Origin of the sequence: Aquisalinus flavus (genome assembly GCF_014640095.1) — a bacterium.
Lineage (GTDB): Bacteria > Pseudomonadota > Alphaproteobacteria > Caulobacterales > Parvularculaceae > Aquisalinus > Aquisalinus flavus.
Genome location: NZ_BMGH01000001.1, coordinates 1448443 through 1472426 on the forward strand (window position 1 = coordinate 1448443; position 23984 = coordinate 1472426).

At 61.2% G+C, this 23984-nt stretch carries 20 protein-coding genes; 10 read left to right on the forward strand and 10 right to left on the reverse strand.

Annotated features, from left to right (window positions below; all coding sequences use genetic code 11):
* Positions 1 to 51 precede the first annotated feature (51 nt).
* Complete coding sequence (gene rpoB / locus IEV88_RS06715) at positions 52 to 4128, reverse strand: DNA-directed RNA polymerase subunit beta (protein WP_188160460.1); 4077 nt, start codon at positions 4126 to 4128, stop codon at positions 52 to 54.
* Positions 4129 to 4481: 353 nt separating this feature from the next.
* On the opposite strand from rpoB, the gene IEV88_RS06720 reads away from it, so the two are divergent.
* From IEV88_RS06720 to IEV88_RS06735, 4 genes are all read left to right on the forward strand, one after another.
* Entirely contained in the window at positions 4482 to 5042 is a 561-nt protein-coding gene (locus IEV88_RS06720; RefSeq protein ID WP_188160461.1) for a sigma-70 family RNA polymerase sigma factor, read from the forward strand.
* 48 nt (positions 5043 to 5090) lie between these two features.
* On the forward strand, positions 5091 to 5801 hold the full coding sequence (locus IEV88_RS06725; RefSeq protein ID WP_188160462.1) for an anti-sigma factor: 711 nt from the start codon (positions 5091 to 5093) through the stop codon (positions 5799 to 5801).
* A 187-nt stretch (positions 5802 to 5988) separates the two neighbouring features.
* A complete protein-coding gene (locus IEV88_RS06730) occupies positions 5989 to 7725 on the forward strand; it encodes a YadA C-terminal domain-containing protein (protein WP_188160463.1) in 1737 nt (578 codons plus the stop codon).
* Between the two features lie 7 nt (positions 7726 to 7732).
* Positions 7733 to 8272, forward strand: a complete 540-nt coding sequence (locus tag IEV88_RS06735) for a hypothetical protein (RefSeq protein WP_188160464.1) — start codon at positions 7733 to 7735, stop codon at positions 8270 to 8272.
* 74 nt (positions 8273 to 8346) lie between these two features.
* On the opposite strand, the gene rplL is transcribed toward IEV88_RS06735, so the two are convergent.
* The 9 genes from rplL to IEV88_RS06780 form a co-directional block, all read right to left on the reverse strand.
* A complete protein-coding gene (gene rplL / locus IEV88_RS06740; RefSeq protein WP_188160465.1) occupies positions 8347 to 8721 on the reverse strand; it encodes a 50S ribosomal protein L7/L12 in 375 nt (124 codons plus the stop codon).
* Between the two features lie 27 nt (positions 8722 to 8748).
* Positions 8749 to 9264, reverse strand: a complete 516-nt coding sequence (rplJ, locus tag IEV88_RS06745) for a 50S ribosomal protein L10 (RefSeq protein WP_188160581.1) — start codon at positions 9262 to 9264, stop codon at positions 8749 to 8751.
* Between the two features lie 346 nt (positions 9265 to 9610).
* Complete coding sequence (locus tag IEV88_RS06750; protein ID WP_188160466.1) at positions 9611 to 10759, reverse strand: fumarylacetoacetate hydrolase family protein; 1149 nt, start codon at positions 10757 to 10759, stop codon at positions 9611 to 9613.
* Between the two features lie 20 nt (positions 10760 to 10779).
* On the reverse strand, positions 10780 to 12354 hold the full coding sequence (locus IEV88_RS06755) for an aldehyde dehydrogenase (NADP(+)) (protein WP_188160467.1): 1575 nt from the start codon (positions 12352 to 12354) through the stop codon (positions 10780 to 10782).
* Positions 12355 to 12606: 252 nt separating this feature from the next.
* Entirely contained in the window at positions 12607 to 13305 is a 699-nt protein-coding gene (gene rplA, locus IEV88_RS06760) for a 50S ribosomal protein L1 (protein WP_188160468.1), read from the reverse strand.
* Positions 13306 to 13309: 4 nt separating this feature from the next.
* Positions 13310 to 13738: a 50S ribosomal protein L11 gene (gene rplK, locus IEV88_RS06765; protein WP_188160469.1), complete on the reverse strand. Its 429-nt coding sequence runs from the start codon at positions 13736 to 13738 to the stop codon at positions 13310 to 13312.
* 929 nt (positions 13739 to 14667) lie between these two features.
* On the reverse strand, positions 14668 to 15390 hold the full coding sequence (locus IEV88_RS06770; protein ID WP_229731427.1) for an RHS repeat-associated core domain-containing protein: 723 nt from the start codon (positions 15388 to 15390) through the stop codon (positions 14668 to 14670).
* A 19-nt stretch (positions 15391 to 15409) separates the two neighbouring features.
* Positions 15410 to 15763 (reverse strand): hypothetical protein, encoded by a 354-nt coding sequence (locus IEV88_RS06775; RefSeq protein WP_188481206.1) that lies wholly within the window; start codon positions 15761 to 15763, stop codon positions 15410 to 15412.
* On the reverse strand, positions 15678 to 16475 hold the full coding sequence (locus tag IEV88_RS06780) for an RHS repeat protein (protein WP_188160472.1): 798 nt from the start codon (positions 16473 to 16475) through the stop codon (positions 15678 to 15680). Before IEV88_RS06780 ends, IEV88_RS06775 begins: the two co-directional genes overlap by 86 nt.
* Before the next feature lie 511 nt (positions 16476 to 16986).
* Here IEV88_RS06780 and IEV88_RS06785 point away from each other — a divergent pair.
* The 6 genes from IEV88_RS06785 to IEV88_RS06810 all read left to right on the forward strand — a co-directional run bounded on the left by IEV88_RS06785 (position 16987) and on the right by IEV88_RS06810 (position 23982).
* Complete coding sequence (locus IEV88_RS06785) at positions 16987 to 18264, forward strand: carboxylesterase family protein (RefSeq protein ID WP_188160727.1); 1278 nt, start codon at positions 16987 to 16989, stop codon at positions 18262 to 18264.
* A gap of 62 nt (positions 18265 to 18326) precedes the next feature.
* Entirely contained in the window at positions 18327 to 19178 is an 852-nt protein-coding gene (locus IEV88_RS06790) for a hypothetical protein (protein ID WP_188160726.1), read from the forward strand.
* Positions 19179 to 19263: 85 nt separating this feature from the next.
* Positions 19264 to 20004, forward strand: coding sequence for a response regulator (locus IEV88_RS06795; protein WP_188160725.1), 741 nt, complete (start codon positions 19264 to 19266; stop codon positions 20002 to 20004).
* A complete protein-coding gene (locus IEV88_RS06800; protein ID WP_188160724.1) occupies positions 20001 to 21383 on the forward strand; it encodes an ATP-binding protein in 1383 nt (460 codons plus the stop codon). The genes IEV88_RS06795 and IEV88_RS06800 overlap by 4 nt, the downstream gene beginning before the upstream one ends.
* Before the next feature lie 678 nt (positions 21384 to 22061).
* A complete protein-coding gene (locus tag IEV88_RS06805; RefSeq protein WP_206711264.1) occupies positions 22062 to 23315 on the forward strand; it encodes a glycoside hydrolase family 5 protein in 1254 nt (417 codons plus the stop codon).
* 124 nt (positions 23316 to 23439) lie between these two features.
* Positions 23440 to 23982 (forward strand): heme NO-binding domain-containing protein, encoded by a 543-nt coding sequence (locus tag IEV88_RS06810; RefSeq protein WP_188159155.1) that lies wholly within the window; start codon positions 23440 to 23442, stop codon positions 23980 to 23982.
* The last annotated feature ends 2 nt before the right edge of the window (positions 23983 to 23984 follow it).

Below are 23984 nucleotides of genomic sequence, written 5' to 3' on the forward strand. Positions count from 1 at the left end.
TTCCTCCGGGGAAGGCCGACGGCCGGGAGCCAAATGCTCCCGGCCCTGCCATCATTTGTTCTGCAGTTCCACGTTGAGGCCGAGAGAACGCATCTCCTTGACCAGCACGTTGAAGCTTTCCGGGATACCGGCCTCGAACGAGTCGTCGCCACGGACGATCGCCTCATAGACCTTGGTCCGGCCGGCGACGTCGTCGGACTTGACCGTCAGCATTTCCTGCAGCGTGTAGGCCGCGCCGTATGCTTCCAGGGCCCAGACCTCCATCTCGCCGAAGCGCTGGCCGCCGAACTGCGCCTTGCCGCCCAGCGGTTGCTGGGTCACGAGCGAGTACGGGCCGATCGAACGGGCGTGGATCTTGTCGTCGACCAGGTGGTGCAGCTTGAGCAGATACTTGTAGCCAACCGTGACCTGACGGGCGAATTTCTCGCCGGTACGGCCGTCATACAGCGTGACCTGACCCGATTCATGCAGGCCTGCCTTTTTCAGCATCTCGACGATATCCGGCTCACGGGCGCCGTCGAAGACCGGGGTCGCGATCGGCACGCCGCGCGTCAGGTTCTGACCCAGCTCGATGAGCTCGGCATTGGTGCGCGGCAGCTCCTGGTCCTCTCCGTACACGTCCTTCAGCTTGGCGATATATTCGTCCTTCTTGCCTTCGCGCTCAAAAGCCTCGAGCAGTTCGCCGATCTGGACGCCAAGACCACGGCAGGCCCAGCCAAGATGCGTCTCGAGGATCTGACCGACATTCATGCGCGACGGCACGCCAAGCGGGTTCAGCACGATATCGACCGGCGTCCCGTCTTCCAGGAACGGCATGTCTTCCATCGGGGCGATCTTGGAGATGACGCCCTTGTTGCCGTGACGGCCGGCCATCTTGTCGCCCGGCTGCAGCTTGCGCTTCACGGCAACGAAGACCTTGACCATCTTCATCACGCCCGGGGGCATCTCGTCGCCGCGACGCAGCTTGTCGACCTTGTCCTCGAAGCGGGCTTCGAGACGGGCGCGGCTCTCGTCATATTGCTTCTTGAGCGCCTCGACCTCTTCCATGGCGGCTTCGTCGTCGAGCGCGATCTTCCACCACTGGCCTTTCGACAGGTCGTCATCGAGAATCTCTTCGGTGACAGTGCCTTTCTCGAAGCCTTTCGGGCCGGAGACGGCATTCTTGCCGACAAGGATTTCCTTCAGGCGGCCGAAGATGTTGCGCTCGAGGATCGCGAGTTCGTCGTCGCGGTCTTTCGCAAGACGCTCGATTTCCTCACGCTCGATGGAAATGGCGCGTTCGTCCTTCTCCACGCCATGACGGTTGAAGACGCGGACCTCGACGACCGTCCCGGCAACGCCCGGCGGCAGTTTCAGCGAGGTGTCGCGAACGTCGGACGCCTTCTCGCCGAAGATGGCGCGCAGGAGTTTTTCCTCCGGCGTCATCGGGCTCTCGCCCTTCGGCGTGATCTTGCCGACGAGGATGTCGCCCGGATGGATTTCCGCGCCGATGGCAACGATGCCGGCCTCGTCGAGATTGCGCAGCGCTTCCTCGGAGACGTTCGGGATATCGCGGGTGATCTCTTCCGGTCCCAGCTTGGTGTCGCGGGCCATAACCTCGAATTCCTCGATATGGATCGAGGTGAAGACGTCATCGCGCACGATCCGCTCACTGATCAGGATCGAGTCCTCGAAGTTGTAGCCGTTCCACGGCATGAACGCGACGAGCACGTTCTTGCCCAGTGCCAGTTCGCCAAGATCGGTCGACGGACCGTCGACGATGATGTCGCCGCCCTTGACCTTGTCACCGATCTTCACCAGCGGACGCTGGTTGATGCAGGTGTTCTGGTTGGAGCGCTGGAATTTGCGCAGATTATAGATGTCGACACCCGGCTTGGTCGGGTCTTTCTCTTCCGTCGCGCGGATAACGATACGGGTCGCATCGACCTGTTCGACGATACCCGTCCGGCGGGCCGTCAGGGCAGCACCCGAATCGCGGGCGACGATGCTTTCCATGCCGGTCCCGACATAGGGCGCTTCGGCCTGCAGCAGTGGCACGGCCTGGCGTTGCATGTTCGATCCCATGAGCGCGCGGTTGGCGTCATCATTCTCGAGGAACGGGATCAGCGCGGCAGCGACGGAGACGAGCTGTTTCGGCGAAACGTCGATATAGGCAACGTCCTCGCGCGGTACGAGCAGGGCATCGCCCTGATACCGGCAGTTGACGAGTTCATTGGCGAGCGAGCCGTCTTCGTTCAGCTCGGCATTCGCCTGCGCGATCGCGTGGCGCTGTTCTTCCATGGCGGACAGGTAGACGACTTCACTCGTCACCTTGGAGTCGATCACCTTGCGGTACGGGCTCTCGATGAAGCCGTACTTGTTGACCTGGGCGTGGGTGGCAAGCGAGTTGATCAGACCGATATTCGGGCCTTCCGGCGTCTCGATCGGGCAGATCCGGCCATAGTGGGTCGGGTGGACGTCGCGTACTTCGAAGCCGGCGCGTTCACGGGTCAGGCCGCCCGGCCCGAGCGCGGACATGCGGCGCTTGTGGGTGATCTCCGACAGTGGGTTGGTCTGGTCCATGAACTGCGACAGCTGCGAGGAGCCGAAGAATTCACGCACGGCAGCGGCAGCCGGTTTCGCGTTGATCAGGTCATGCGGCATGATCGTTTCGATCTCGACGGAAGACATGCGCTCCTTGATTGCGCGTTCCATGCGCAGAAGACCGATGCGGTACTGGTTTTCCATCAGCTCGCCGACCGAGCGGACGCGGCGGTTGCCGAGGTTGTCGATATCGTCGATCTCGCCCTTGCCATCGCGCAGATTCGCGAGCGTCTTCAGGACAGCGAGAATGTCTTCCTGGCGCAGGATACGCGGTTCGTCGGCGCTCTCGAAGCCAAGGCGCATGTTCATTTTCACGCGGCCGACAGCGGACAGGTCATAGCGTTCTGAATCGAAGAACAGGCCGGAGAAAAGCGCCTCTGCCGTTTCCAGTGTCGGCGGTTCGCCCGGACGCATGACGCGATAGATATCGATCAGCGCCATGTCGCGGTTGGCGTTCTTGTCGGCGGTCAGCGTGTTGCGCAGATAGCCGCCAACATTGGTGTGGTCGATGTCGAGGGTCTCGAACTCGTCAATGCCGATCTCGGCCAGTTCTTCCAGCTTGTCTGCGGTGATCTCGTCACCGGCCTCGGCATAAAGCTCGCCGGTTTCGCGGTTGACGAGGTCCTTGGCGAAATAGCGCCCGATCATCTCCTGCTCGACCAGCAGCAGGCTCTCGACACCCTGCTCGACCAGTTGCTTGGCCGTGCGCGCCGTCATCTTCTTGCCGGCCTCGACCAGCACGTCGCCGGTCTTGGCATCGACCATGTCGCGCGTCGCCTTGGCGCCCTTCATCCGGTCGGGATCGAACGGAATGGTCCAGCCTTCTTTTACCTTCGTGTGCGGCACGCGATTATAGAAGGCGTCGAGGATATCTTCCTGATCCATGCCGAGGGCATAAAGCAGCGTCGTCGCCGGCAGCTTGCGGCGGCGGTCGATGCGGACATTGACGATGTCTTTCGGGTCGAACTCGAAATCGAGCCACGAGCCGCGATAGGGAATGATGCGTGCGGCGAACAGCAGCTTGCCCGACGAGTGGGTCTTGCCCTTGTCGTGATCGAAGAACACGCCGGGCGACCGGTGCATCTGGGAAACGATCACGCGCTCGGTGCCGTTGATGACGAAGGTGCCGTTATCGGTCATGATCGGGATGTCGCCCATATAGACATCCTGTTCCTTGATGTCCTTGACCGACTTCGCGCCGGTATCCTCGTCGACATCGAAAACGACCAGACGCAGGGTGACCTTCAGCGGCGCGGCATAGGTCATGTCGCGCTGCTGGCACTCTTCCACGTCGTATTTCGGCTCCTCGAACTCGTAGGAGACATATTCAAGATACGCCGTCTCGGTGAAATCGGTGATCGGGAAGACCGATTTGAACACCGCTTCGAGACCATCGCGCACCCTGTCTTCCGGTTTGACGAAGCGCTGAAGGAAGTTCTCATAAGAGTCTTTTTGCACCTGGATCAGGTTGGGCATGATAGCCGCGTCACCGATCCGGCCAAAACTCTTGCGAATGCGCTTTTTCTCGACGAAAGATTGGGCCATGTAGTCCTCACATTGATGGAACGCCGTCCGGTTCGCCCGCTTGTGACTCTTGCGCAAATTCTCCATGCGCAAAAACACGCGGGTCACGCAAGCAGACCGCGTTCTTGGAATTCCAGATTTTATTTAACGAATATTTCTCGCACGTGCCGCAAAGCCTTTTCCCCCACGCAATCGCTCACGCAGGGAGATGGTGTTAATAATCACCTAGGCGCGGCACCGCAACCCCCTGATGTAGATTTTTTGCCTGATTTCCGGGGAAATGATCACTTAATGTAAGGCGACAGGGTGGACCGCCGCGCCCTGCGGCCTAAACTCCTGTACTGGAAAGACAAATTATCAAGGGGAACGCCCGCATGCGAGACGGTGAAACGATCGAGGCCCTGCTGTCGCGTGTGACTTTGAAAGACCGGCAGGCTTTCGACACGTTATATTCTCACACATCCTCGAAACTTTTCGGCGTAACCCTGCGTATTCTCCATGACAGGCAGGAAGCGGAAGAAGCACTGCAGGAATGCTTCATCAAGATCTGGCGCAAGGCGGATTCCTACGCCGTGAGCAAGGCATCTGGGATGTCGTGGCTGATGGCGATTGCGCGGAATACGGCGATCGACCGCCTTCGCAAACGCCGCGAGGCGACCGGTGACGGCGAGTCAGAGAAATATCTGGAAGATGAGCGCCCGTCGCCGGAGGACAGCGCCGTGCTGACGGGAGAGGTTAACCGGCTGCATGAATGCCTCGAGACGCTGGATGCCGACCGGGCCGATGTGATCCGGCAGGCCTTTCTCGGCGGGCTGAAATACCAGCAGCTCGCCGACATGACCAGACGACCGCTGGGCACGATCAAGAGCATGGTGCGCCGCGGCCTGATGGCCCTGAAGGAATGTATAGAAGCCGAGCCCGAAAAGGCGAAGTGACGGCATAACGACCGCCGCAAGGCAACAAAGGAAAAGACCCGCGCCATCATGAGCGACACCACGCAAGATATCCCTGAAGACGAGATCTTCGCCGGCGAATACGCCCTCGGCGTCCTCGATACCGATGAGCGCCGCCAGGCCGAGACCCGGATCGAGTCCGACTCTGCCTTCGCCGCGATGGTCTGGCGCTGGACCGATTATCTTGCGCCGTTCCTCAGCGAGATTGCCGCTGTCGCCCCCTCGCCCGCTGTCCGCGAACGCGTCATGGCGACCCTGTTCGGCGGCGACGACCAGATATCCGAACAGCGGGGCCTGTGGCATTCCCTCGCCTTCTGGCGCGGCGCGAGCATCGCGCTCGGCGCGCTGGCGGTGATCTTCCTTGCCGTGATGATCAGCCGCCCGCCGAGCAGGACGACTGTCGAGACGCCGATGCTGATCGCCTCCCTCGCCCCGCCCGCGGTAGAAGGCATCCTGTCCGTGCGCATCGACCCGGCAACCGGCCTCGCCATGATCGACGTGGACAATCTCGCCGTCGAGGACCTTTATACCGAGCTGTGGGTCATCCCGGCGGATGGCACGCCGCGCTCGCTCGGCGTCTTCCCGGCCAATGGCGGCACGATCAGCCTGTCGGAACAGATCCTGGAATATCTCGAAGCAGGCGTGGCGCTCGCCGTCAGTCTCGAGGAGCTGCCGACCGGCTCCGCCACCGGCCTCCCCTCCGAGCGCGTGATCGCGATAGGACAGGTCCGTTCCTATTAATATGGACGGCCTGACTTCGCCCGCTGCGTGACACGGATTAATCTGAATGTTTTTTTAATATTCCGTGCAACCCTTTTCCTGATCAGCCCGTATCTCCCTAAGCCTGCCAGTCAGGCTTGAGAGAGAAGCTGCCCGGACGTCCTTCCGGCGAGAAGGACTTTTGCGGGCTACCAGGAGGATTAATTTCATGACCAAACTGAACCTGTCCGCCCACAAACGGGTGGCGCTGATGGCTGCGACAAGCGCCATGGCCCTTGCCATGGGAAGCAATGCCTTCGCGGATGCCACGGCCGACTGCAACGATGGCACCGGCACCGGATCGACCGAGTGCGGCGCCAACGCGGTAGCAAATGGCGAAGGCTCGACGGCTGTTGGCGGCGATGCGGATGGGGACGGCACCGGCGCGTCCGCGACCGGCGTCGATGCCACGGCCATCGGCGAGGATGCCGTCGCCAACGGCAATTCAACAACTTCCGTAGGCGGAGAAAGCACGGCGGACGGCCTCGCGGCCACTGCCTTTGGCTGGCAGGCCATGGCAGTGGGCGAACGCGCCCACGCCTTCGGTCACCTCGCCGCTGCCAATGGCGACTTCTCCCTCGCCGTTGGAGAAGCGGCCATGGCGACAAGCGATAACGCGACCGCCATCGGCAATGCTTCCATGGCCAATGGCACCGACGCTCTCGCAATCGGCGACAACGCCACAGCCAACGGCACCTCGACCACCGCCGTCGGCGGCGAAAGCGTTGCCAACGGCACCGCGGCAACCGCTTTCGGCTGGCGCGCCAACGCAACCGGCGAACGCGCTCATGCCTTCGGCCACCTGGCCTCCGCCCAAGGCGACTTCTCCATGGCGATCGGCGAAGCGGCCATGGCGACAAGCGATAACGCGACCGCCATCGGCAACGCATCCATGGCCAATGGCACCGACGCTCTCGCAATCGGCGACAACGCCACAGCCAACGGCACCTCGACCACCGCCGTCGGTGGCGAGGCTATGGCAGACGGTATCGCCGCAACGGCCTTTGGCTGGCGCTCCAGTGCTGTCGGTGAACGGGCTCACGCCATCGGTCACCTCGCCAGTGCCAATGGTGACTTCTCCATGGCTGTCGGTGAAGCGGCCACGGCGATGAGCGCCAACGCCACCGCCATCGGCAATCAGGCTATGGCAGACGGTACGGACGCCCTCGCCGTCGGTGACAGCGCTTCGGCGACCGGAACGTCGACGACAGCGGTTGGTGGCGAAAGCGTCGCCGATGGTACGGCGGCGACAGCCTTTGGCTGGCAGGCCGTGGCGACCGGTGAACGGGCCCACGCCATCGGTCACCTCGCCAATGCCAATGGCGAACGCACGCTCGCCGTCGGTGAAGCGGCCAGCGCCACCGGCCTCAATGCCACGGCGGTCGGCTCCAATTCCACCGCTGGCTTTGCCAACTCCATGGCCCTCGGTGCCGGTGCAACGACGACCCGCGACAACCAGGTCGCTGTCGGCACGGCGTCGAGCACCTACACCATGGCCGGTATCACGTCCCAGGCCAGCCGCGACGCCCAGTCGGGCAGCGTCCAGGTCGTCACCTCCGATGCCAATGGCAATCTGGCGACAGATGGCGGCATGATGTGGGACATGATCGGCAATAACGGCGCCCGCATTGACGGCCTCGTTACCTACTCTGCGGAGAGCCGTGAGATGATCGAGGAAAACCGCCTCGGCGTCGCCATGGCGATGGCACTGGACACGCCCTATATTCCTGTCGGCAAGACCTGGGGTATCTCGGGCGGTGTCGGTCACTTCGCCGATGAAAATGCCGTCGCCTTCTCCGGTGCCTACCGCGTCGATGACACATGGTCATTGTCCGCCGGCGTTGCGTCGGGCTTCGGCTCCAACAGCGAAACGGGCGCCCGCGCCGGTTTCAACGCTGCCTGGTAAGGCGACAATGTTCCGTACACGACTATCGACAGCACCTGCCACCCAAGGCTACCTCTCTGGCTTTCGGGTGCTGTCGAAAAAGGCGAGCGCCATCCCTATGGCGCTCGCCGCGTTCTTTTTCCTGCTGCCAGTCAATGCAGCCGCCCAGAGCGTAACAAACGAAAGCATGCCGGACGAGAACACCCTCGCCCGGCTTGTCTGGTCCACGATGATCACCCTCGACGATGCCAACGAGACCGGCAATTACGCCGTCCTGCACCAGAGCGGCGCACCGGAATTCGTCCGCAGCCAGTCGCCGGAGAAACTGGCCGGGCTGTTTTCGGAGTTGCGAGGCAGGAATGTCGATCTCAGCCGCACCCTGAGTATTTCCCCGAGCTGGGACATGCCGCCGGCGATCAACGAGGCGGGCTATCTGCGCCTGCGCGGCGGCTTCGAATTCCGCCCGCGGGCCGTGCGGTTCGATATCCTGTTCCGCCTGTCTGAAGGCGATTGGAAAATCCTCGGCCTGTCGGTCGTGGAAATGGACGCCTCTCCAGTGCCGCAATAATCCTTCCCCGATCGAGCGGCACAAAAAAGGCCCGCCTGAATGGCGGGCCTTTTCCGTAACAGTCTGTAAAAAGACTATTTCAGTTCGACGGTCGCGCCGGCGTCTTCGAGCTTTTTCTTCAGCTCTTCGGCTTCGGCTTTGGATACGCCTTCCTTGACCGGCTTCGGTGCGCCTTCCACCAGGTCCTTGGCTTCTTTCAGGCCAAGGCCGGTGATCGCACGGACTTCCTTGATGACGTTGATTTTCTTGTCACCGGCAGCTGCGAGAACGACGTCGAATTCGGTCTTCTCTTCAACGGCTTCGGCCGGGCCAGCCGGACCGGCAGCCATGGCGACAGCGCCGGCAGCCGGCTCGATGCCGTACTCGTCTTTCAGGATGTTTTTCAGCTCGCCAGCTTCCAGCAGGGTCAGGTTGACGAGTTCTTCAGCAAGTTTCTTCAGATCAGCCATTGTAATGGTTCCTTGGGTTTAAAAGTGTTACGCGGCTTCGCGTTCTTCCAGAGTTTTGAGAATGGAGGCGATGTTGCTTGCCGGTGCGCCGATGGCACTTGCAAGGTTGCTTGCCGGTGCGCCGAGCATGCCAGCGATCGACGACAGGATCTCTTCGCGCGACGGCATGCTGGCGAGGGACTGGACACCAGCCTCGTCAAGCGGGGTTTCCCCCATGATGCCGCCGAGGATGACAACCTTGTCGTTACCCTTGGCATATTTGGTGAGCACTTTCGGCGCCGTGACGGGGTCTTCGGAGTAAGCAAGAACCGTCGGACCCTTGAACAGGCCGGCGATCTTCTCACCCGATTTGCCGTTGACGGCGATCTTGGCAAGGCGGTTCTTCACCACCTTCACGCCACCGCCTGCTTCGCGCATTTGCGACCGCAGTTCGGCGACTTGGGAAACGGTCAGGCCCGCATTGTGGAAGACAAGAACGACTTCGTTCGTGTCAAACACATTGCCGATCCAGTCGACCATTTCCGATTTCTGGCTTCTGTCCATTGGCATAAGTACAGACTTTCCAGGTTATGGCCCCGTCCATGATGGCCCGGGACCGGTTACAGGCGACGCATGGACCATCCATGCATCGCGGCATCGAAATCGCTGGAAAGTTACGGGCATGAAAAAAGGCCCGTCGCATCTCAGCGAGAGCCTGTCCTGAAGAAGGTCTGAACGCCTGAGGCTTGCGCCCGGCTGATCTTTCCCCACAGTCTATGCCGGAAATTAAGGGATCAGATCCCACCAGCAGTCTCGGACAGGGTGCGAGGTTGCCCTCGCGAAGTGGCGATATGGCCGAAAATCCCGGCAATGTCCACCCCCTGCGGGCGCTGAGGAACGGAAATTCCGGTCAGGCGCCTCTCAGCAGGCCCCTTGAGGCAAGATTACCCATCAGCGCGCGGATGCCGAACTCCCAGGCCGGTGCCTCCTTGCTGGTCGTCACGCGATTGACCAGGCGCCCCAACCGCGCCGACGAGATCGAGACGACATCGCCCATGTGGTGGGTGAAGCCCTGCCCCGGCCCGTCGCGGTCATCGGTCGGCGCAAACATCGTCCCGAGGAACAGCGCGAAGCCGTCTGGATAGTGATGCTCGCTCAGCGCCTGCGCCACGATATCGGCCGGGTCGCGGCTGATCTGGCCCATGGAATTGACGCCCGAAAGAGCAAAACCTTCAGGCCCCTCGATCTCCAGCGTGATATCCATCCGCCGCACATCGTCGAGGGTGAAGCTGTCATCGAACAGGCGGATGAACGGCCCGATCGAACAGGACGCGTTATTGTCCTTCGCCTTGCCCAGCAATAGCGCCGAGCGGCCCTCGAAGTCGCGCAAATTCACGTCATTGCCGAGGCTCGCCCCGACGATCCCGCCCGCCCCGGTGACGAACAGCACCACCTCCGGCTCGGGGTTGTTCCAGCGCGAATCCGAGCGCACGCCGATATCCTGACCCCAGCCGACGCTGGACAGCACCGGCCCCTTGGTGAAAATCTCCGCATCCGGACCGATGGCGACTTCGAGATATTGCGACCACAGCCCGTCGGCGATCAGGGCATCCTTCAGCGCCATGGCGGCAGGCGAGCCGGGCTCGACCGTCTGCATCGCCCCGCCGACAACGCCTTCCAGCCGGGCGCGGATCTCGGCGGCGGCAGAGGCATCGCCCCGCGCCCGCTCCTCTATCACACGCTCCAGCGTCGACACGGCAAAGGTCACCCCCGCCGCCTTGAGGCAGTGCAGGTCCGGCGGCGGCAGCAATCGCGTGGAAGCATCAGCCGCAGGTGACAGGTCAAAGTCGTCCAGTGGCCCCAGGCTCTTGCCCTTCAGGCTGGCAGCATCCGCCTCCAAGAGATCAGCGACGGTCGGCACCTCGACAGAGACATCGAACACCTCGCCGCCGCGGATCAGCACCGGCCCCGGCCCCTCGCCCTGGTCGATGCGCCCGGCGAACAGCCCCTCGCGCCAGTCAGCCGGCATATGCGTCGCCGGATCGAATGTGAATGTCATGGCTGCTCCCTCTTCCCTGTTCAATACTCGCCATTGACCCGGCGGCGTAGCCCCTGCGGATTATCGTCGCGCAGCGCGTCGGGCAACAGCTCTGCCGGGAAGTTCTGGTAACAGACCGGTCGCAGGAAGCGGTTGATCGCCAGCGACCCGACCGAGGTCGTGCGCCCGTCGCTCGTCGCCGGGAACGGCCCGCCATGAACCATGGCATGACAGACCTCAACGCCTGTCGGGAAGCCATTGACCAGCAGACGGCCAGCCTTCTGTTCCAGCACCGGGATCAGCGGGCGGACGGTTTCGATGTCGCTGTCTTCCATCTGCAGGGTGATCGTCAGCTGGCCTTCAAGGCCTGCCAGCACCGGCAGCGCCCGGTCGATGCTCTCGCAGCGCACGATCAGCGAGACGGCACCGAACACTTCGGCCTGCAGCGCCTTGTCACCGGCAAAAGTGTCGAGACCGGTTTCGAACAGCGCCGCCGGCTGGCCGCATTCAGACATGCCGCCCCGCGCCAGTTCGCTGACGCCCGGATGCTCCGCCAACGCCGCAATGCCGCTGGCATAGGCGTCGGCTATCCCGCCGGTCAGCATGGTGCCCGGCGCGGCGTCCTTGATCGCCCTCACCGCCGCGTCGCGGAAGGCGTCATAGCCATCATCCCCGAAAGCGAAAACCAGCCCCGGATTGGTGCAGAACTGGCCCGCCCCCATGGTCGTCGATCCCGCCAGCCCGGTGCCGATCTCCGCGCCCCGCTCGCGCAGCGCGCCCGCCATCAGCAGCACCGGATTGATGCTCGACATTTCCGCATAGACCGGGATCGGCTCAGGCCGCGCCGCCGCCCGCGCCGCAATGGCGAGCCCACCCGCGCGCGAGCCGGTGAAGCCGACCGCCTTGATGTGCCGGTTCTCGACCAGTGCCCCGGCACCGTCATGATCCGTATGCAGCAGCGCGAAGCAGCCATGGGGCAGGCCCGCCCTGGCGAGCGCCCTGACGATGGCGCGGCCGACAAGTTCCGACGTGCCCGGATGGGCTGGATGTGCCTTGGCGATCACCGGGCATCCGGCGGCAAGGGCCGACGCCGTGTCGCCACCGGCAACAGAGAATGCGAGAGGGAAATTGCTTGCCCCGAACACCGCGACGGGCCCCAGCGGCACCATGCGCTGGCGCAAATCGGGCCGCGGCAGCGGCTGGCGCTCGCGCAGCGCGTGATCGATCCGTACACCCTGCCAGTGCCCGGCGCGCACTTCTTCCGCGAACAGGCGTAGCTGGCCGCAGGTGCGCCCCAGCTCGCCCTCGACCCGCGCCTGCGGCAGCGCCGTTTCCTGCATCACCCGCTCCACGAGGGCCGGCTTGATCGCCTCGAGGCCCGCCGCGATCGCCTCCAAAAGCTCAGCCCGCGCCTCCGGCGCCATCGCCGCCAGATGGCCCGCCGCCGCGCCAGCCAGCTGGCAGGCCTCCTCGATATCTTCCGCTGTCGCCTGGTGATAGTCCGGCGCGAGCGCCTTGCCGGTCGCCGGATCGACGGCGGCAAAGGCCCCGCCCGCGCCGGCACGGGCCTCGCCCGCGATGAGATTGGCGCCAGTCAGCGTCTCCGAATGAGTCATGGCCGCTCTCCTTCCCTGAATGGTGTCGTTATCGATCGTTGCCGGCATGATAACGCTCCCAGCCCGCCATGCCAACGCCGCTTCCGGCCACCTCGGACACGCCACTCGCGAATGCCCGCCTCCGCGCACGAAAAAACCCCCACCCCGGGCCGGCTGCAGTGCAGCCAATCAGGATGGGGGTTTCATTATTGTCAAAACGTGGCCTCATCCCGAGGTGCCGCGTCAGCGGCCACGACGGACGAGGCGATTGTCTTAAGCCGACAGCGCGTCAGCCGTATCGAGCTTCAGGCCAGGGCCCATGGTCGAGGAAATGGCGATCTTGCGGATATAGATGCCTTTCGCGCCCGACGGCTTGGCCTTGTTCACGGCGTCGACGAAGGCACGCACATTCTCGGCCAGCTTGGCATTGTCGAACGAGGCCTTGCCGATACCGGCATGGATGATCCCGGCCTTCTCGACGCGGAACTGCACCGCGCCGCCCTTGGCGTCCTTGATCGCCTGGGCGACATTCGGCGTGACCGTGCCGACTTTCGGGTTCGGCATCAGGCCGCGCGGGCCCAGAACCTTGCCGAGACGGCCGACCAGCGGCATCATGTCCGGCGTCGCGATGACCCGGTCGAAATCCGACTTGCCGTTCTGGATCGCCTCGACGAGGTCCTCGGCACCGACGAAATCGGCACCGGCGGCGCGGGCTTCATCGGCCTTGGCATCCTTGGCGAAGACGGCGACGCGCAGGGTCTTGCCCGTGCCGTTGGGCAGGTTGACGACGCCGCGGACCATCTGGTCGGCATGGCGCGGATCGACGCCGAGATTCATCGAGATCTCGATCGATTCGTCGAACTTGGCGTTGGCATGCTCTTTCAGCGTGCTGACGGCATCAACGACGCTGTATACCTTTTCGAAGTCGAGCGCTTCGCGGCGGGCGGTCATTTTCTTGGTGAATTTCGCCATTGGATCAGCCCTCTACTTTCAGGCCCATCGAGCGCGCCGAACCCATGATGATGTTCGTGGCGGCGTCGAGGTCGTTTGCGTTCAGGTCGTTCATTTTCGCTTCGGCGATTTCGCGGCACTGGGCCTCGGTCACCGTGCCGGCGACTTCCTTGCCCGCGGCAGCGCCGCCCTTGGACAGCTTGGCTGCCTTTTTCAGGAAGTAGGACGCAGGCGGCGACTTGGTCGCGAAGGTGAACGACTTGTCGGAGAAGATCGTGATCACGGTCGGAACGGGCATGCCCTTTTCCATTTCCTGCGAGGCCGCGTTGAACGCCTTGCAGAATTCCATGATGTTGAGACCGCGCTGACCGAGAGCCGGACCGATGGGAGGGGACGGGGTAGCAGCACCCGCCGGCACCTGAAGCTTCAGGTAGCCAGTGATTTTCTTAGCCATTATATAGCCTTCCGTTTGGCATGACGCCCAGCCAAGGACGCCACAGATGAAGGGGTCGCGGTACGGCCCGGCTGGACTTCAAGCCGGAAACCTCCCGCGGGTGAAGCGCGGCCTATAGCCGAGGATCGGGGCGAAATCAAGCGGGGAGTCGCGGCCCTCATCCTGAGGTGGCGCGCAGCGCCCACGACGGACAAGGCCTCCCCTCCCGGCCTCCCCTCTTTGTCACCCCGGACGCCGCCAGGCGATCCGGGGCCCATCTCTGATATGATGGCCATGAGCGGAACGCCGTCAGTTGACGTCTCTCAGCGCAGACCAGTGACGAGCCCTGCGAGGTCGGCGCTGGCTGTAGGCCCGGTCCGCAGCCGGTTCGAGGGTGAGTTCATCGAGGTCGCGATCCGGCGAAGCGCCGGGTCGTCAAGCAGGCAAGACGGCCGGTTGGCCCGTCCACTGCACGTAATCTGCCAAGGTCTTTATGAGCGTTTTCCCCATGCTATTCAGAGTATAATCATTGGAACCAAAGAATGCCTATCCGCAGCACCGTACCGGAGGTGTTGTATTCGGCGACCATGCGCGCGTTCGCGCTGTAAATGAGTCACTGGCTCATTTGCCCGTTGGCTCACCATAGAGGAAGCACGTGCCAGATTACTTTTTTCGACGGCGGCATCAACCTCGAACAGGCGTCCCGCCGGGTCGTATTTCAGATCGACCTGAAATAAGATTCACGGGGTTATTTTCTACGATTAGACGTGAAACGCACAAATGCCGCTAAAGGCAAAAAAATGGCTGAATATAAGAGTAACGCCGGCCTCCAACTAATATACTCTGGAAGTCCCAATAAATATAGCCCAGTAAAGATTTCCCAAAAATATATTAAAAAAACCACTAATGATGGTATTAGCAAAAACCATGCAATAAAATATCCAATTTTATCAAGCTGTAGCTTCACAATTCATCTCCTCAGGACCAGTAACGCCGGAGAGCACACCTAAATTTATACCAAAAACCGTTGCTCCGGCAAGTGTATCCGCTACATCCTTACCAAACACACTTTGCCCTATTTTCGCTGGCGCTCTTGCAATTGCCTGAAGACCTAAACCAGAGCCACCAAGAGCTATGTTGGCAACACCACCCACAATATTTTTGACCCCGGCATCTTGGCTGCCTGTTCCCAATTGGGCTATTCCCGCTCGAACTTGTGCGACTACGCCCGCTATGCCACTCACTGCAAAGCTGACCCCAGCCACAGCAAAAGGCACAGCACCACCTCCTGGCCCAGCAATCGCTGTGGCGGCGGCACCTGTCACAGTCGCCGCAGCACCAATGCCGAATGCAGCCGATGAAACCCAGTATGCATTGTTGGCGAACCGGATAGCTTCGTTTGCTTTTAAGCATTTTTCATACTCGGAGTCTTCTTCCCGCGAACCACCACCACCACCATAGTCTCGGTCAGCCTCTGGCTGGCCGTTGCATACAGAGCGATATCGCGGCTTAGCAGTAATTACTCCCCCGATCTTGCCTAACTGCTTGTAACCATCAAAAACCTGCTTGCATTGCTCGGCCAGCCCCCAAGGATCCACCTTATTCATCGGATCATTGCCGACATAGGCGTACATGTTCATACCGTCGCCATAGCCGATGGGGTCGGTCTGCATGAAGCGGCCCATTCTGGGGTTATAGGCGCGGGCCTTGTAGTTCCCTGTCCAGATGATCCTGTGAATCATCTGGACAGGGAACGAGGCCGTCCGCACGGCAACGACCGTGCGGACCCTCGATCCAGATCTGGCCGGTATACTGGAACCGGCCTGTATTGCCACTCTCCGGCAATCCGTATTCGTCATAGGTGTTGATGGCGATGGCCGCGCCGGATGAATTGGTGATCGCGGTGACGGAGCCGAGATGATCTGTCGTCAGCCAGCGCTTGTCGCCGGTGCCCGAGCCCTCATACCAGCACAGAACCTCGTCCAGCCCCGCGCCATAGATATAGCGGCGCAGCACCGTGCCGGAGGTGTTGTATTCCGCGACCATACGCGCGTTCGCCTGGCAATTGAGTCACCGGCTCATTTGCCTGATGGCTCACCATAGAGGAAGCGCGTGCCACGGTCAGGGTTGCGGCGGCATCGACCTCGAACAGGCGGCCCGCCGGGTCGTATTTCAGGTCGACCGTCGTGCCGACATCGGTCAGCCGGTTGAACACGTCATAGGTGTAGGATGTCGACCCGTCATTCGTCATATTCCCACGACCGTCATAGGTGATGGTCGTGCCGTCGAGCAGCTGGTTCAGGCCGTTGGCGGTGAAGGTCTCATCCAGCGCCGTCATGACCGTGTTGTAGACGGTGTTGGAGTTTTCCTGCTCGATGATCTGGCCCGCCGGGTTGTAGGTGAAATCCAGCGCCTGGTCATTGCCGGTGCCGGCAAGATCCTGGCCCAGATCGGTGAGCCGCGACTGGGCGTCATAGCCATAGGAGGTGGTGACGCCATTGCCCCGCGTGATCGAGGTGCGGCGGCCGAGATCATCGTAATTGTATGTGGCGATGTTGGTGCCGCCTTGGGTCACTGTCTTCATCGCGCCGGCATTGTCATAGGTATAGCCGACCGTGAAGCTGCCGGGATAGGTGACGGAGGTGCGCTGGTTGGCGTCATTATAAGCGGACGTGACCGTGCCGAGCGGGCGGCACCGGGCGGCGCACCGTTCAATCTCACCAAATAGCGGACACCCGTTTTGGTGCACCGCGCTCACGCTTGGCGCTGCCTACACTGACATAAAACGCACCCGACTTATCCCCGTCCCCTCCCCATGCGCTATTGTCCCTCCAAGCCCGGTGAGGACCGGGTGGTGGCGATGGTTGAAAGTGTAACCTGCACGGACAATCATCGCGTCAGGTTTCCGGTGGCATGAGAGGGTGTGCGCAAGCTTCGCATCGTCCGCCGGAACGGTGACCCGGGGTCGCCCCCGGGCGGGAGAGCTATGCACTTTGGCCCCGCATCGATCACCGCCGTGTGTAGCGAGAGCTATGCCAGTCATTTATTTTTAATTGAGGCGATGGCCGCTACACACGGGCCCCCTCCTCTTTATGCGCTCGCGCTCATTGAGTGGCGGCGGTTTCGGCGCTGTCCCCATACACGCCTGCCGCCGGTCGTCTCCCGGCGGTGACCACAGACACAAACCGTAAAAATATCGCCCTTTTGCGAAAAATGGCGGAAAAAAAGGGCCCGCACTCTCCGGACAGGAAACTGAATGGAGAACCGAGATGCTCATCACCAATCTACGACGCAGGATCTATCTGGGGTGCGGCTCAATCGCCTTGATGGCCGCCTTGGCGGCCTGCTCCGGATCCTCAGGCGGCACGACGGCCTCGTCAGCATCCGGCGCGAGCAACACCGCACCGGTTCTGGGACCTGATCAAAGCATCACCGTGCCGGAAAACACCACAAGCGTTTTTACGGCGACTGCAACAGACGCAGACGGCGACAGCCTGACCTATTCCATCGCCGGCGGCGCCGACGCGGCCCTCTTCGCCATTGGCTCGTCCTCGGGCGCGCTGAGTTTTGCCCAGGCACCGGACTTCGAGAACCCCACGGATGCAAATGGAGACAATGTCTACGACGTCATAATCGCTGTCTCGGACGGACGGGGTGGCTCTGATTCGGCAGCTCTTGCCGTGACCGTGTCTGACGTATCGGACTTGAGATATGTCGATAAGATCTTCCCCGAGACGACGATCACGCAGGATATCGTCTACGCCACAACCGACGGCCAGGACTATGTCCTCAATATCATTACGCCTGTCGGGGATGACGAAACCGATCGGCCGGTGATGCTGCTCGCATCGGGCGGTGCCTTCATCTTTACCATCCGCGAGCAGGTGCGGCCCTTTGCCGAGGAATTCGCGAGACGCGGATATGTCGCGGCAATCATGGACTACCGCACACTCGGAAGGCCGCCTGAAGGTGGAAACGATTTTCGTCTTGCGGCCCTCGATTCAACCCATGACATGATTGCCGCGGTGCGCTTCTTGCGGGCAAATGCCGCCGAATACGGCATCGATCCTGAAAAGGTGTTTGTCGGTGGCACATCGGGCGGCGCAGTGATGGCTGCGTCAGTGGCCACGACAGACCCGAACGACCCGGCGCCGGTCGTGCTTGCCGACTATCTTGAAACAGTCGGCGGCGTGTACGGCAATATAGGCGATCATCTCGACCAGTCGCCGACCGTCCAGGGGGCATTCGCGATTTCCGGCGCGGTCTTTGATCTGCTCACGATCGACGCCCAGTCCGCCCCGATTTACGCCGCCCACAATGAACTGGATCCGGTGGCAAATTGCTACACATTTACTCTGCCCGACACCGATTTCACCGGATCGGGAAGCTGTGACTTCATTCCGTTTTATCAGGCGACCGGCCTGCCGGCCGATGCCTTTATCGTGATCGGCGATACGGAGCATGTCGACTTTACCAACGAGGAATATAACCAGATTCTGTCCGAGGCATCGCAGTTCTTCTACGACAATGTCCTGTCGGAAGACTGAGACATTCCCTTCAACGCCAGAAGTTTGCCAGCAGCACCCGCTATTCAGAAGGACAGTCCGACATGGCCCTGGATATTCAGAACCGCATCATCCCGGCAGTCTTTTCCAGCCTCGGCATACTGGGGTTGACCGCGACTGTCGCCTGCGCACAGGAGGGTCGGCTGCTGTCGGCCAATTTCGGCGCAGACAATGGCTTCGGTCAGGGTGCGGACTTCTTCGTCTGCCAGGGGGCGATCGGCCTCGATGGCATTCCTGTCGTCTTCTCCGAGGAGATAGCGGCACTGCCTGCGCCGAGTGATATCCGGGTTCTCGGCGAAGATGGCGACGACCGCCCGGTAACATGCCTCACCTTTGATCCCGCCGACGATCCGGGCGAGCAGCGCACGCTTCTGCTGGTCGGCGATTTTGGCTCCCCCGAAGACCAGCCAGCCTCTGTTGAAGTCCTGGGCGATGTGCGATCAAAAGACTGGCGCACCTCGTTTCAGGGAGCGAAGGTCGCGATTTTCGCGCTGGAGAGCGGACCGAAGATGGTTCTCGCCCAATTGCTGCCGCCAAGAGAATGGGATCTCGGGAATCCTGGTACACGCGTGCAATGGGGCGGGGGCAACGCCTGCCCGATAGAAGGCACGCGACAAGTGATCCGGACAGTATGGGGTGGCGGCATCCGTACACCCGACGGCAACGAGCTGACGCAGGCTGAATGGTCGAATTACGTCGTGACGCTGGAGAGCCCTGACGGAACAGTCACCGAGGTGACGCCCTTCGCCCTCGGTGATCTCAACGACCGAGACAATAATCATGAGCTCTGCCTTGACCGGAAAGGCCGCCCCCTCGCGGTGACTTTTGCCGCCGGCATCGTCATCGATCCCAACGGAGACCTTAATCAGAAGACGACTGTCATGGTTTCGAAATAACGGATAATATGACGTCCTGGCGCCCTCGCCTGCTTCCCGCGCGCGAACGCGTCACGGACCGTTTCACAGCCTATGGAGCTTTTTGTTGGTGAATAATCCGCATGTGATCCTCGTGGTCGATGATGATCCGCAGATACAAGACCTGACGGCTCACCTCCTCGCAAACAATGGGTTCAAGGCCCTGAAAGCGGGCTGTACTGCCGAAGCGGACGCCGTTCTGGCTGGCGGCCACGTCGATCTGATCGTCCTCGACATCATGATGCCGAAGGAAGACGGACGACAATTCTGTCAACGCATTCGTCAGACCTCGCGAATACCCATTATCATGCTGACGGCCCTGCGCGATGATATCGACCGCATTGTAGGGCTCGAGATCGGTGCTGATGATTATGTCACCAAACCATTCACGCCTCTGGAACTTGTCGCCCGCGTCAAGGCGGTCCTGCGCCGCGTCTCCGATGGTGCGGCGGATCACGCCCCGGACGGTTCACGACAATATGTCTTCAACGACCTCGTTCTTGATGTCGATCGGCGCAGGCTCCAGCGGCTGGACAGTACCGAGATCGATCTGACGTCAGGGGAGTTTTCATTATTGCTTACACTGATCGAATCAAGACCACGCGTCCTCAGCCGGGACCAACTCCTTGACCTCACGCGCGGCGCATCGTCCAATCCGTTCGATCGAAGCATCGATACTCACATCAGCCGCCTCCGGAAGAAAATCGAGCCTGACCCGCGCAGGGCACAGATCATCAAGACCGTGCGCAATTTGGGGTATGCCTTTTCCGGGAAAGTTGAGAAGCTGAATCGCAGGGCGGGTCGATGATCGCCCGTTGGTCGCAACCGATGGCCAGGATTGGCCGGTCGCTCTTTGCGCGTATTTTTCTCATTACCATTATCGCGCTGATCAGCTTTGTTCTGATCTTTTTCGCTGCATTCCGGTCTACGCTCATTTTTCCTGCCGCGATCGAAAGTCTGGCAGGACCACTGTCCATCATCATACAGCAGTCTGAAGACGCCGCCCCCGGCGGCGAATCACGCATTCTGGATCTCTTTGCCAGCGCAACGCGGGCGGCGGGAATTGTCGAGGACTTTCCTGGCGACGCCACGATCCGGGATGACCTCCGGGAACGGTTGATGACCGTTTCGCCCGAGACCGAAGCCATATTCTTCAGCAGGGACATTCGCTTTCGATACGTGAATGCCAGAAGCAAGCTGAAGGACCTTCCGATCGACATGAACGCGAGGTTTGCAGCGGTTACGGCGCTTGAAATCTCTGTCGAGCTGAACGACGGCCGTGTCCTGGTCGTGCTGTTTTCGCCCGCCGCCGTTATCGTCGATCGGCCGGGGCTGGTGGGCACGCTGTTTGCGATTGCCTCTCTCATCATCGGCACGATCGCCGCCATCGGCATCCATATTTCGCTCAAGCCGCTGAATGAACTGGAAAGAGCTGCCGAACGATTTGGTGTCACGTTCGATCCCGAGCCTGTCATCGAACGGGGACCGGAGGAAATCCGTCGGGTCGCCAGAGCCCTCAACCGGACCCAGGATCAGGTACGCGGTCTGATCTCGGAAAGGGCGCGGATGATCTCCGCGCTGGCACATGATGTCCTGACCAGCCTGACCCGGCTGCGCCTCAGGGCTGAAGGCCCCGCTCCGATAGATCAAGGGGCAATGGCGGAAGACATCAACCTGCTGGAAGAATTGATCGACGACATGCTCATCTACGCCAAATCAGGCGAGCCAAACCACTGCGTGGATCTGATCGACATGCTTGATTTCATCAAGACATACGCCCAGGAAGCACCAAGCTCTATCCAGCTACAGATCAATACTTCCTTGCAGGAATATTTTATTGCAGCTGACAGCAAGGCCATAATCCGGGTGCTGAACAACCTGATCGATAATGCATTCAGCTATGGCGGCAGTGCGCGTATTGTGTGCGAGAGCAACGAGGCGGGTTTGGCGATTCACATAGACGATGATGGACCGGGAATTCCCGAGGATGAACTCGTGAAGGTCTTGGAACCGTTTTATCGTCTGGAAACATCAAGAAACCGTAGAACAGGTGGCAGTGGCATGGGCCTCGGGATCGCCGACACCCTCCTCCGTGCCCAGGGCGGACACCTCACGCTGCAAAACAAGAGCCCTTCAGGGCTGCGTGCGACGCTCCTGTTTCCTGCGGCACTGGAAATCACGTCCTGAATGCCCGCAGCGGATGACCTGTCTTTTGGAGAAAAAGTAATCCCCGTCTCCCTCGACCAGTCTATTCTCTCCCCAAGCCCGGTGAGGACCAGGTGGTGGCGATGGTTGAAAGTGTAACCTGCACGGACAATCATCGCGTCAGGTTTCCGGTGGCATGAGAGGGTATGCGCAAGCTTCGCATCGTCCGCCGGAACGGTGACCCGGGGTCGCCCCCGGGCGGGAGAGCTATGCACTTTGGCCCCGCATCGATCACCGCCGTGTGTAGCGAGAGCTATGCCAGTCATTTATTTTTAATTGAGGCGATGGCCGCTACACACGGACCCCCTCGTTTGTTTCAACACCGCGAGCATTTCTCGACGGTGCTTTCAGTGTTGCCTTTCTTGTCTTCCCGGGGGATGCGCCAGCATCAACCCGGGATCCATTTTCCAGAGGCCTTGCCGCTGCTGTATCAAGCCGCCTCACCGTCTCTGGAAAATAGGTTCCGGGTTCACCCTGACGGGTGCCCCGGAATGACAAGAAAGGACGTCTCGCAAAGTGCCTGTGTGGCCCATCAAGGCAACCCCGCGTTCCACCCGCCCGCCCCGGCCCCGCCGCCGACATGGCATGACACCGCTTCCCATCCGCTCCCTGAAATGATAAATATATTTGAAATAATTAATAAGCTTCGGGAGGGGCACCATGCGTATTTCACACCTTCTGGCGGTGCTTGCCGTCATCATCCTGGCCGGCTGTTCCGGCGGCAGCAGCGGTGGCGGCTCGAGCGTCGCACCGTCACCGGCACCGCCTGCCCCGCCGCCGGCTTCCGGCCCTGCGGACCCGGCGATCCCGGACTACAATACCAGCCCCGTCGCGCCGGACCCGAACGGCATGGACAGCACGGCTGAGGAAATCGCCGCGCGCATTTCCCTCGGCTGGAATGCCGGCAACACGATGGAAGCGATCGGCGGCGAGACCGCCTGGGGCAATCCTGAGATCACCCGCGAGCTGATCGCCCTGGTCAAGGCGAGCGGCTTCGATGCCGTGCGCCTGCCGGTGTCGTGGAACCAGTATGCCGATGCCACCACCGCGGAAATCGACCCCGCCTGGCTCGCCCGCGTGCGCGACGTCGTCCAGTATTGCATGGACGAGGACATCCCGGTCATCGTCAACATCCACTGGGATGAAGGCTGGCTGGAAGAAAATGTGACCGAGGCTGCAGCCGATGAGGTCGATGCCCGCCAGAAGGCGCTGTGGCAGCAGATCGCGACCGGCTTGCGCGATTTCGACGAGCGGCTGATGTTCGCCGGCGCCAATGAGCCCAATGTCGAGACCGCCGCGCAGATGGAAGTGCTGGCGCGCTATCACCAGACCTTCGTCGACGCCGTGCGCGAGACCGGCGGGCGCAATGCCTATCGCACGCTGATCGTCCAGGGGCCAAGCACCGATATCGAGAAGACGGACAACCTGTGGCGGCAGATGCCCGTCGACAATGCCGTCGACCGGCTGATGGCGGAGGTTCATTTCTACACGCCCTATAATTTCACCCTGATGCCAGAGGACCAGAGCTGGGGCGACATGTTCTATTTCTGGGGCGACGGTTTTCACTCGGCGACCAATCCCGGTCGCAATGCCACCTATGGCGAGGAGGCGGATGTCGACGCGCTGTTCGCCTCGATGAAGGCCAGGTTCGTCGATCTCGGCATCCCCGTGATCATGGGCGAGTATGCCGCCATGCGGCGCACCACTCTGACCGGCGACGACCTCGCCCTGCATCTCGCCTCGCGGGCGCATTTTCATGAATATGTGACCCGCGCCGCCCTCGCCAATGGCCTGATCCCGTTCTACTGGGACGCCGGCGGCCTCGACAATCACGGCTCGGGCATTTTCGACCGCCGGGCGCTGACGGTCCATGACCGCGAAACGCTGGATGCCCTGGTGGCCGGCGCGCAATAGTGCACACACTGAAAAGGCTCCGGAAACGGAGCTTTTTCATGCTTAACAAGCATTAAATAAAAAAATACACTTTTATTCAATTTTTTCCCTTCAATAGAAGCGCCTGGACAAACAGGGGCGGACCATGAAGGGTGTTGTTTTTGTAGAGCTGTTCGAGTTCGTCGAGCAAAACTACGATGTTTTTTTTCTGCAGGATCTGATCGAGGCGGCCGACCTGCCCTCGGGCGGGGTCTATACGGCGGTCGGCACCTATCCGGGCTGCGAGATGGCGCGCCTCGCGGCGGCCTTCGCGCAGAAGACCGGGCTGTCCGTGCCCGAGATCATGAAGAAATTCGGGCACCATCTGTTCGGCCGGTTCGTGGTCAACTATCCGGCCTTCTTCGAAGGCGGCCAGGATGCCCTTTCCTTCCTCGCCTCGATCGAGGGGTATATTCATCGGGAGGTTTACAAGCTCTATCCCGATGCGGAACTGCCGCGCTTCGAGATCCGTGACCAGACCGCCGACGGCATGGCGCTCATCTACAATTCCACGCGCCATCTCGGTGATCTCTGCGAAGGGCTCATTCTCGGCTGTCTCGATCATTTCGGCGAAGCGTTCACGCTGACGCGCACGACCCTCAGGGCTGACGACGTCTCGTCCATCCAGTTCGATCTGCGCAGGGCGTAGTC

Excerpts from the sequence above, each read along its gene's own strand:
- IEV88_RS06750 (WP_188160466.1), bottom strand. The coding sequence starts at position 10,759 with ATGACATTCACATTCGATCCGGCGACGCATATGCCGGCTGACTGGCGC.
- IEV88_RS06810 (WP_188159155.1), top strand. The coding sequence starts at position 23,440 with ATGAAGGGTGTTGTTTTTGTAGAGCTGTTCGAGTTCGTCGAGCAAAAC.
- IEV88_RS06735 (WP_188160464.1), top strand. The coding sequence starts at position 7,733 with ATGTTCCGTACACGACTATCGACAGCACCTGCCACCCAAGGCTACCTC.
- IEV88_RS06790 (WP_188160726.1), top strand. The coding sequence starts at position 18,327 with ATGGCCCTGGATATTCAGAACCGCATCATCCCGGCAGTCTTTTCCAGC.
- rplJ (WP_188160581.1), bottom strand. The coding sequence starts at position 9,264 with ATGGACAGAAGCCAGAAATCGGAAATGGTCGACTGGATCGGCAATGTG.
- IEV88_RS06755 (WP_188160467.1), bottom strand. The coding sequence starts at position 12,354 with ATGACTCATTCGGAGACGCTGACTGGCGCCAATCTCATCGCGGGCGAG.
- IEV88_RS06770 (WP_229731427.1), bottom strand. The coding sequence starts at position 15,390 with ATGCAGACCGACCCCATCGGCTATGGCGACGGTATGAACATGTACGCC.
- rplK (WP_188160469.1), bottom strand. The coding sequence starts at position 13,738 with ATGGCTAAGAAAATCACTGGCTACCTGAAGCTTCAGGTGCCGGCGGGT.
- IEV88_RS06720 (WP_188160461.1), top strand. The coding sequence starts at position 4,482 with ATGCGAGACGGTGAAACGATCGAGGCCCTGCTGTCGCGTGTGACTTTG.
- IEV88_RS06730 (WP_188160463.1), top strand. The coding sequence starts at position 5,989 with ATGACCAAACTGAACCTGTCCGCCCACAAACGGGTGGCGCTGATGGCT.
- rplL (WP_188160465.1), bottom strand. The coding sequence starts at position 8,721 with ATGGCTGATCTGAAGAAACTTGCTGAAGAACTCGTCAACCTGACCCTG.
- IEV88_RS06785 (WP_188160727.1), top strand. The coding sequence starts at position 16,987 with ATGCTCATCACCAATCTACGACGCAGGATCTATCTGGGGTGCGGCTCA.
- rpoB (WP_188160460.1), bottom strand. The coding sequence starts at position 4,128 with ATGGCCCAATCTTTCGTCGAGAAAAAGCGCATTCGCAAGAGTTTTGGC.
- IEV88_RS06800 (WP_188160724.1), top strand. The coding sequence starts at position 20,001 with ATGATCGCCCGTTGGTCGCAACCGATGGCCAGGATTGGCCGGTCGCTC.
- rplA (WP_188160468.1), bottom strand. The coding sequence starts at position 13,305 with ATGGCGAAATTCACCAAGAAAATGACCGCCCGCCGCGAAGCGCTCGAC.
- IEV88_RS06775 (WP_188481206.1), bottom strand. The coding sequence starts at position 15,763 with ATGGTCGCGGAATACAACACCTCCGGCACGGTGCTGCGCCGCTATATC.
- IEV88_RS06725 (WP_188160462.1), top strand. The coding sequence starts at position 5,091 with ATGAGCGACACCACGCAAGATATCCCTGAAGACGAGATCTTCGCCGGC.
- IEV88_RS06805 (WP_206711264.1), top strand. The coding sequence starts at position 22,062 with ATGCGTATTTCACACCTTCTGGCGGTGCTTGCCGTCATCATCCTGGCC.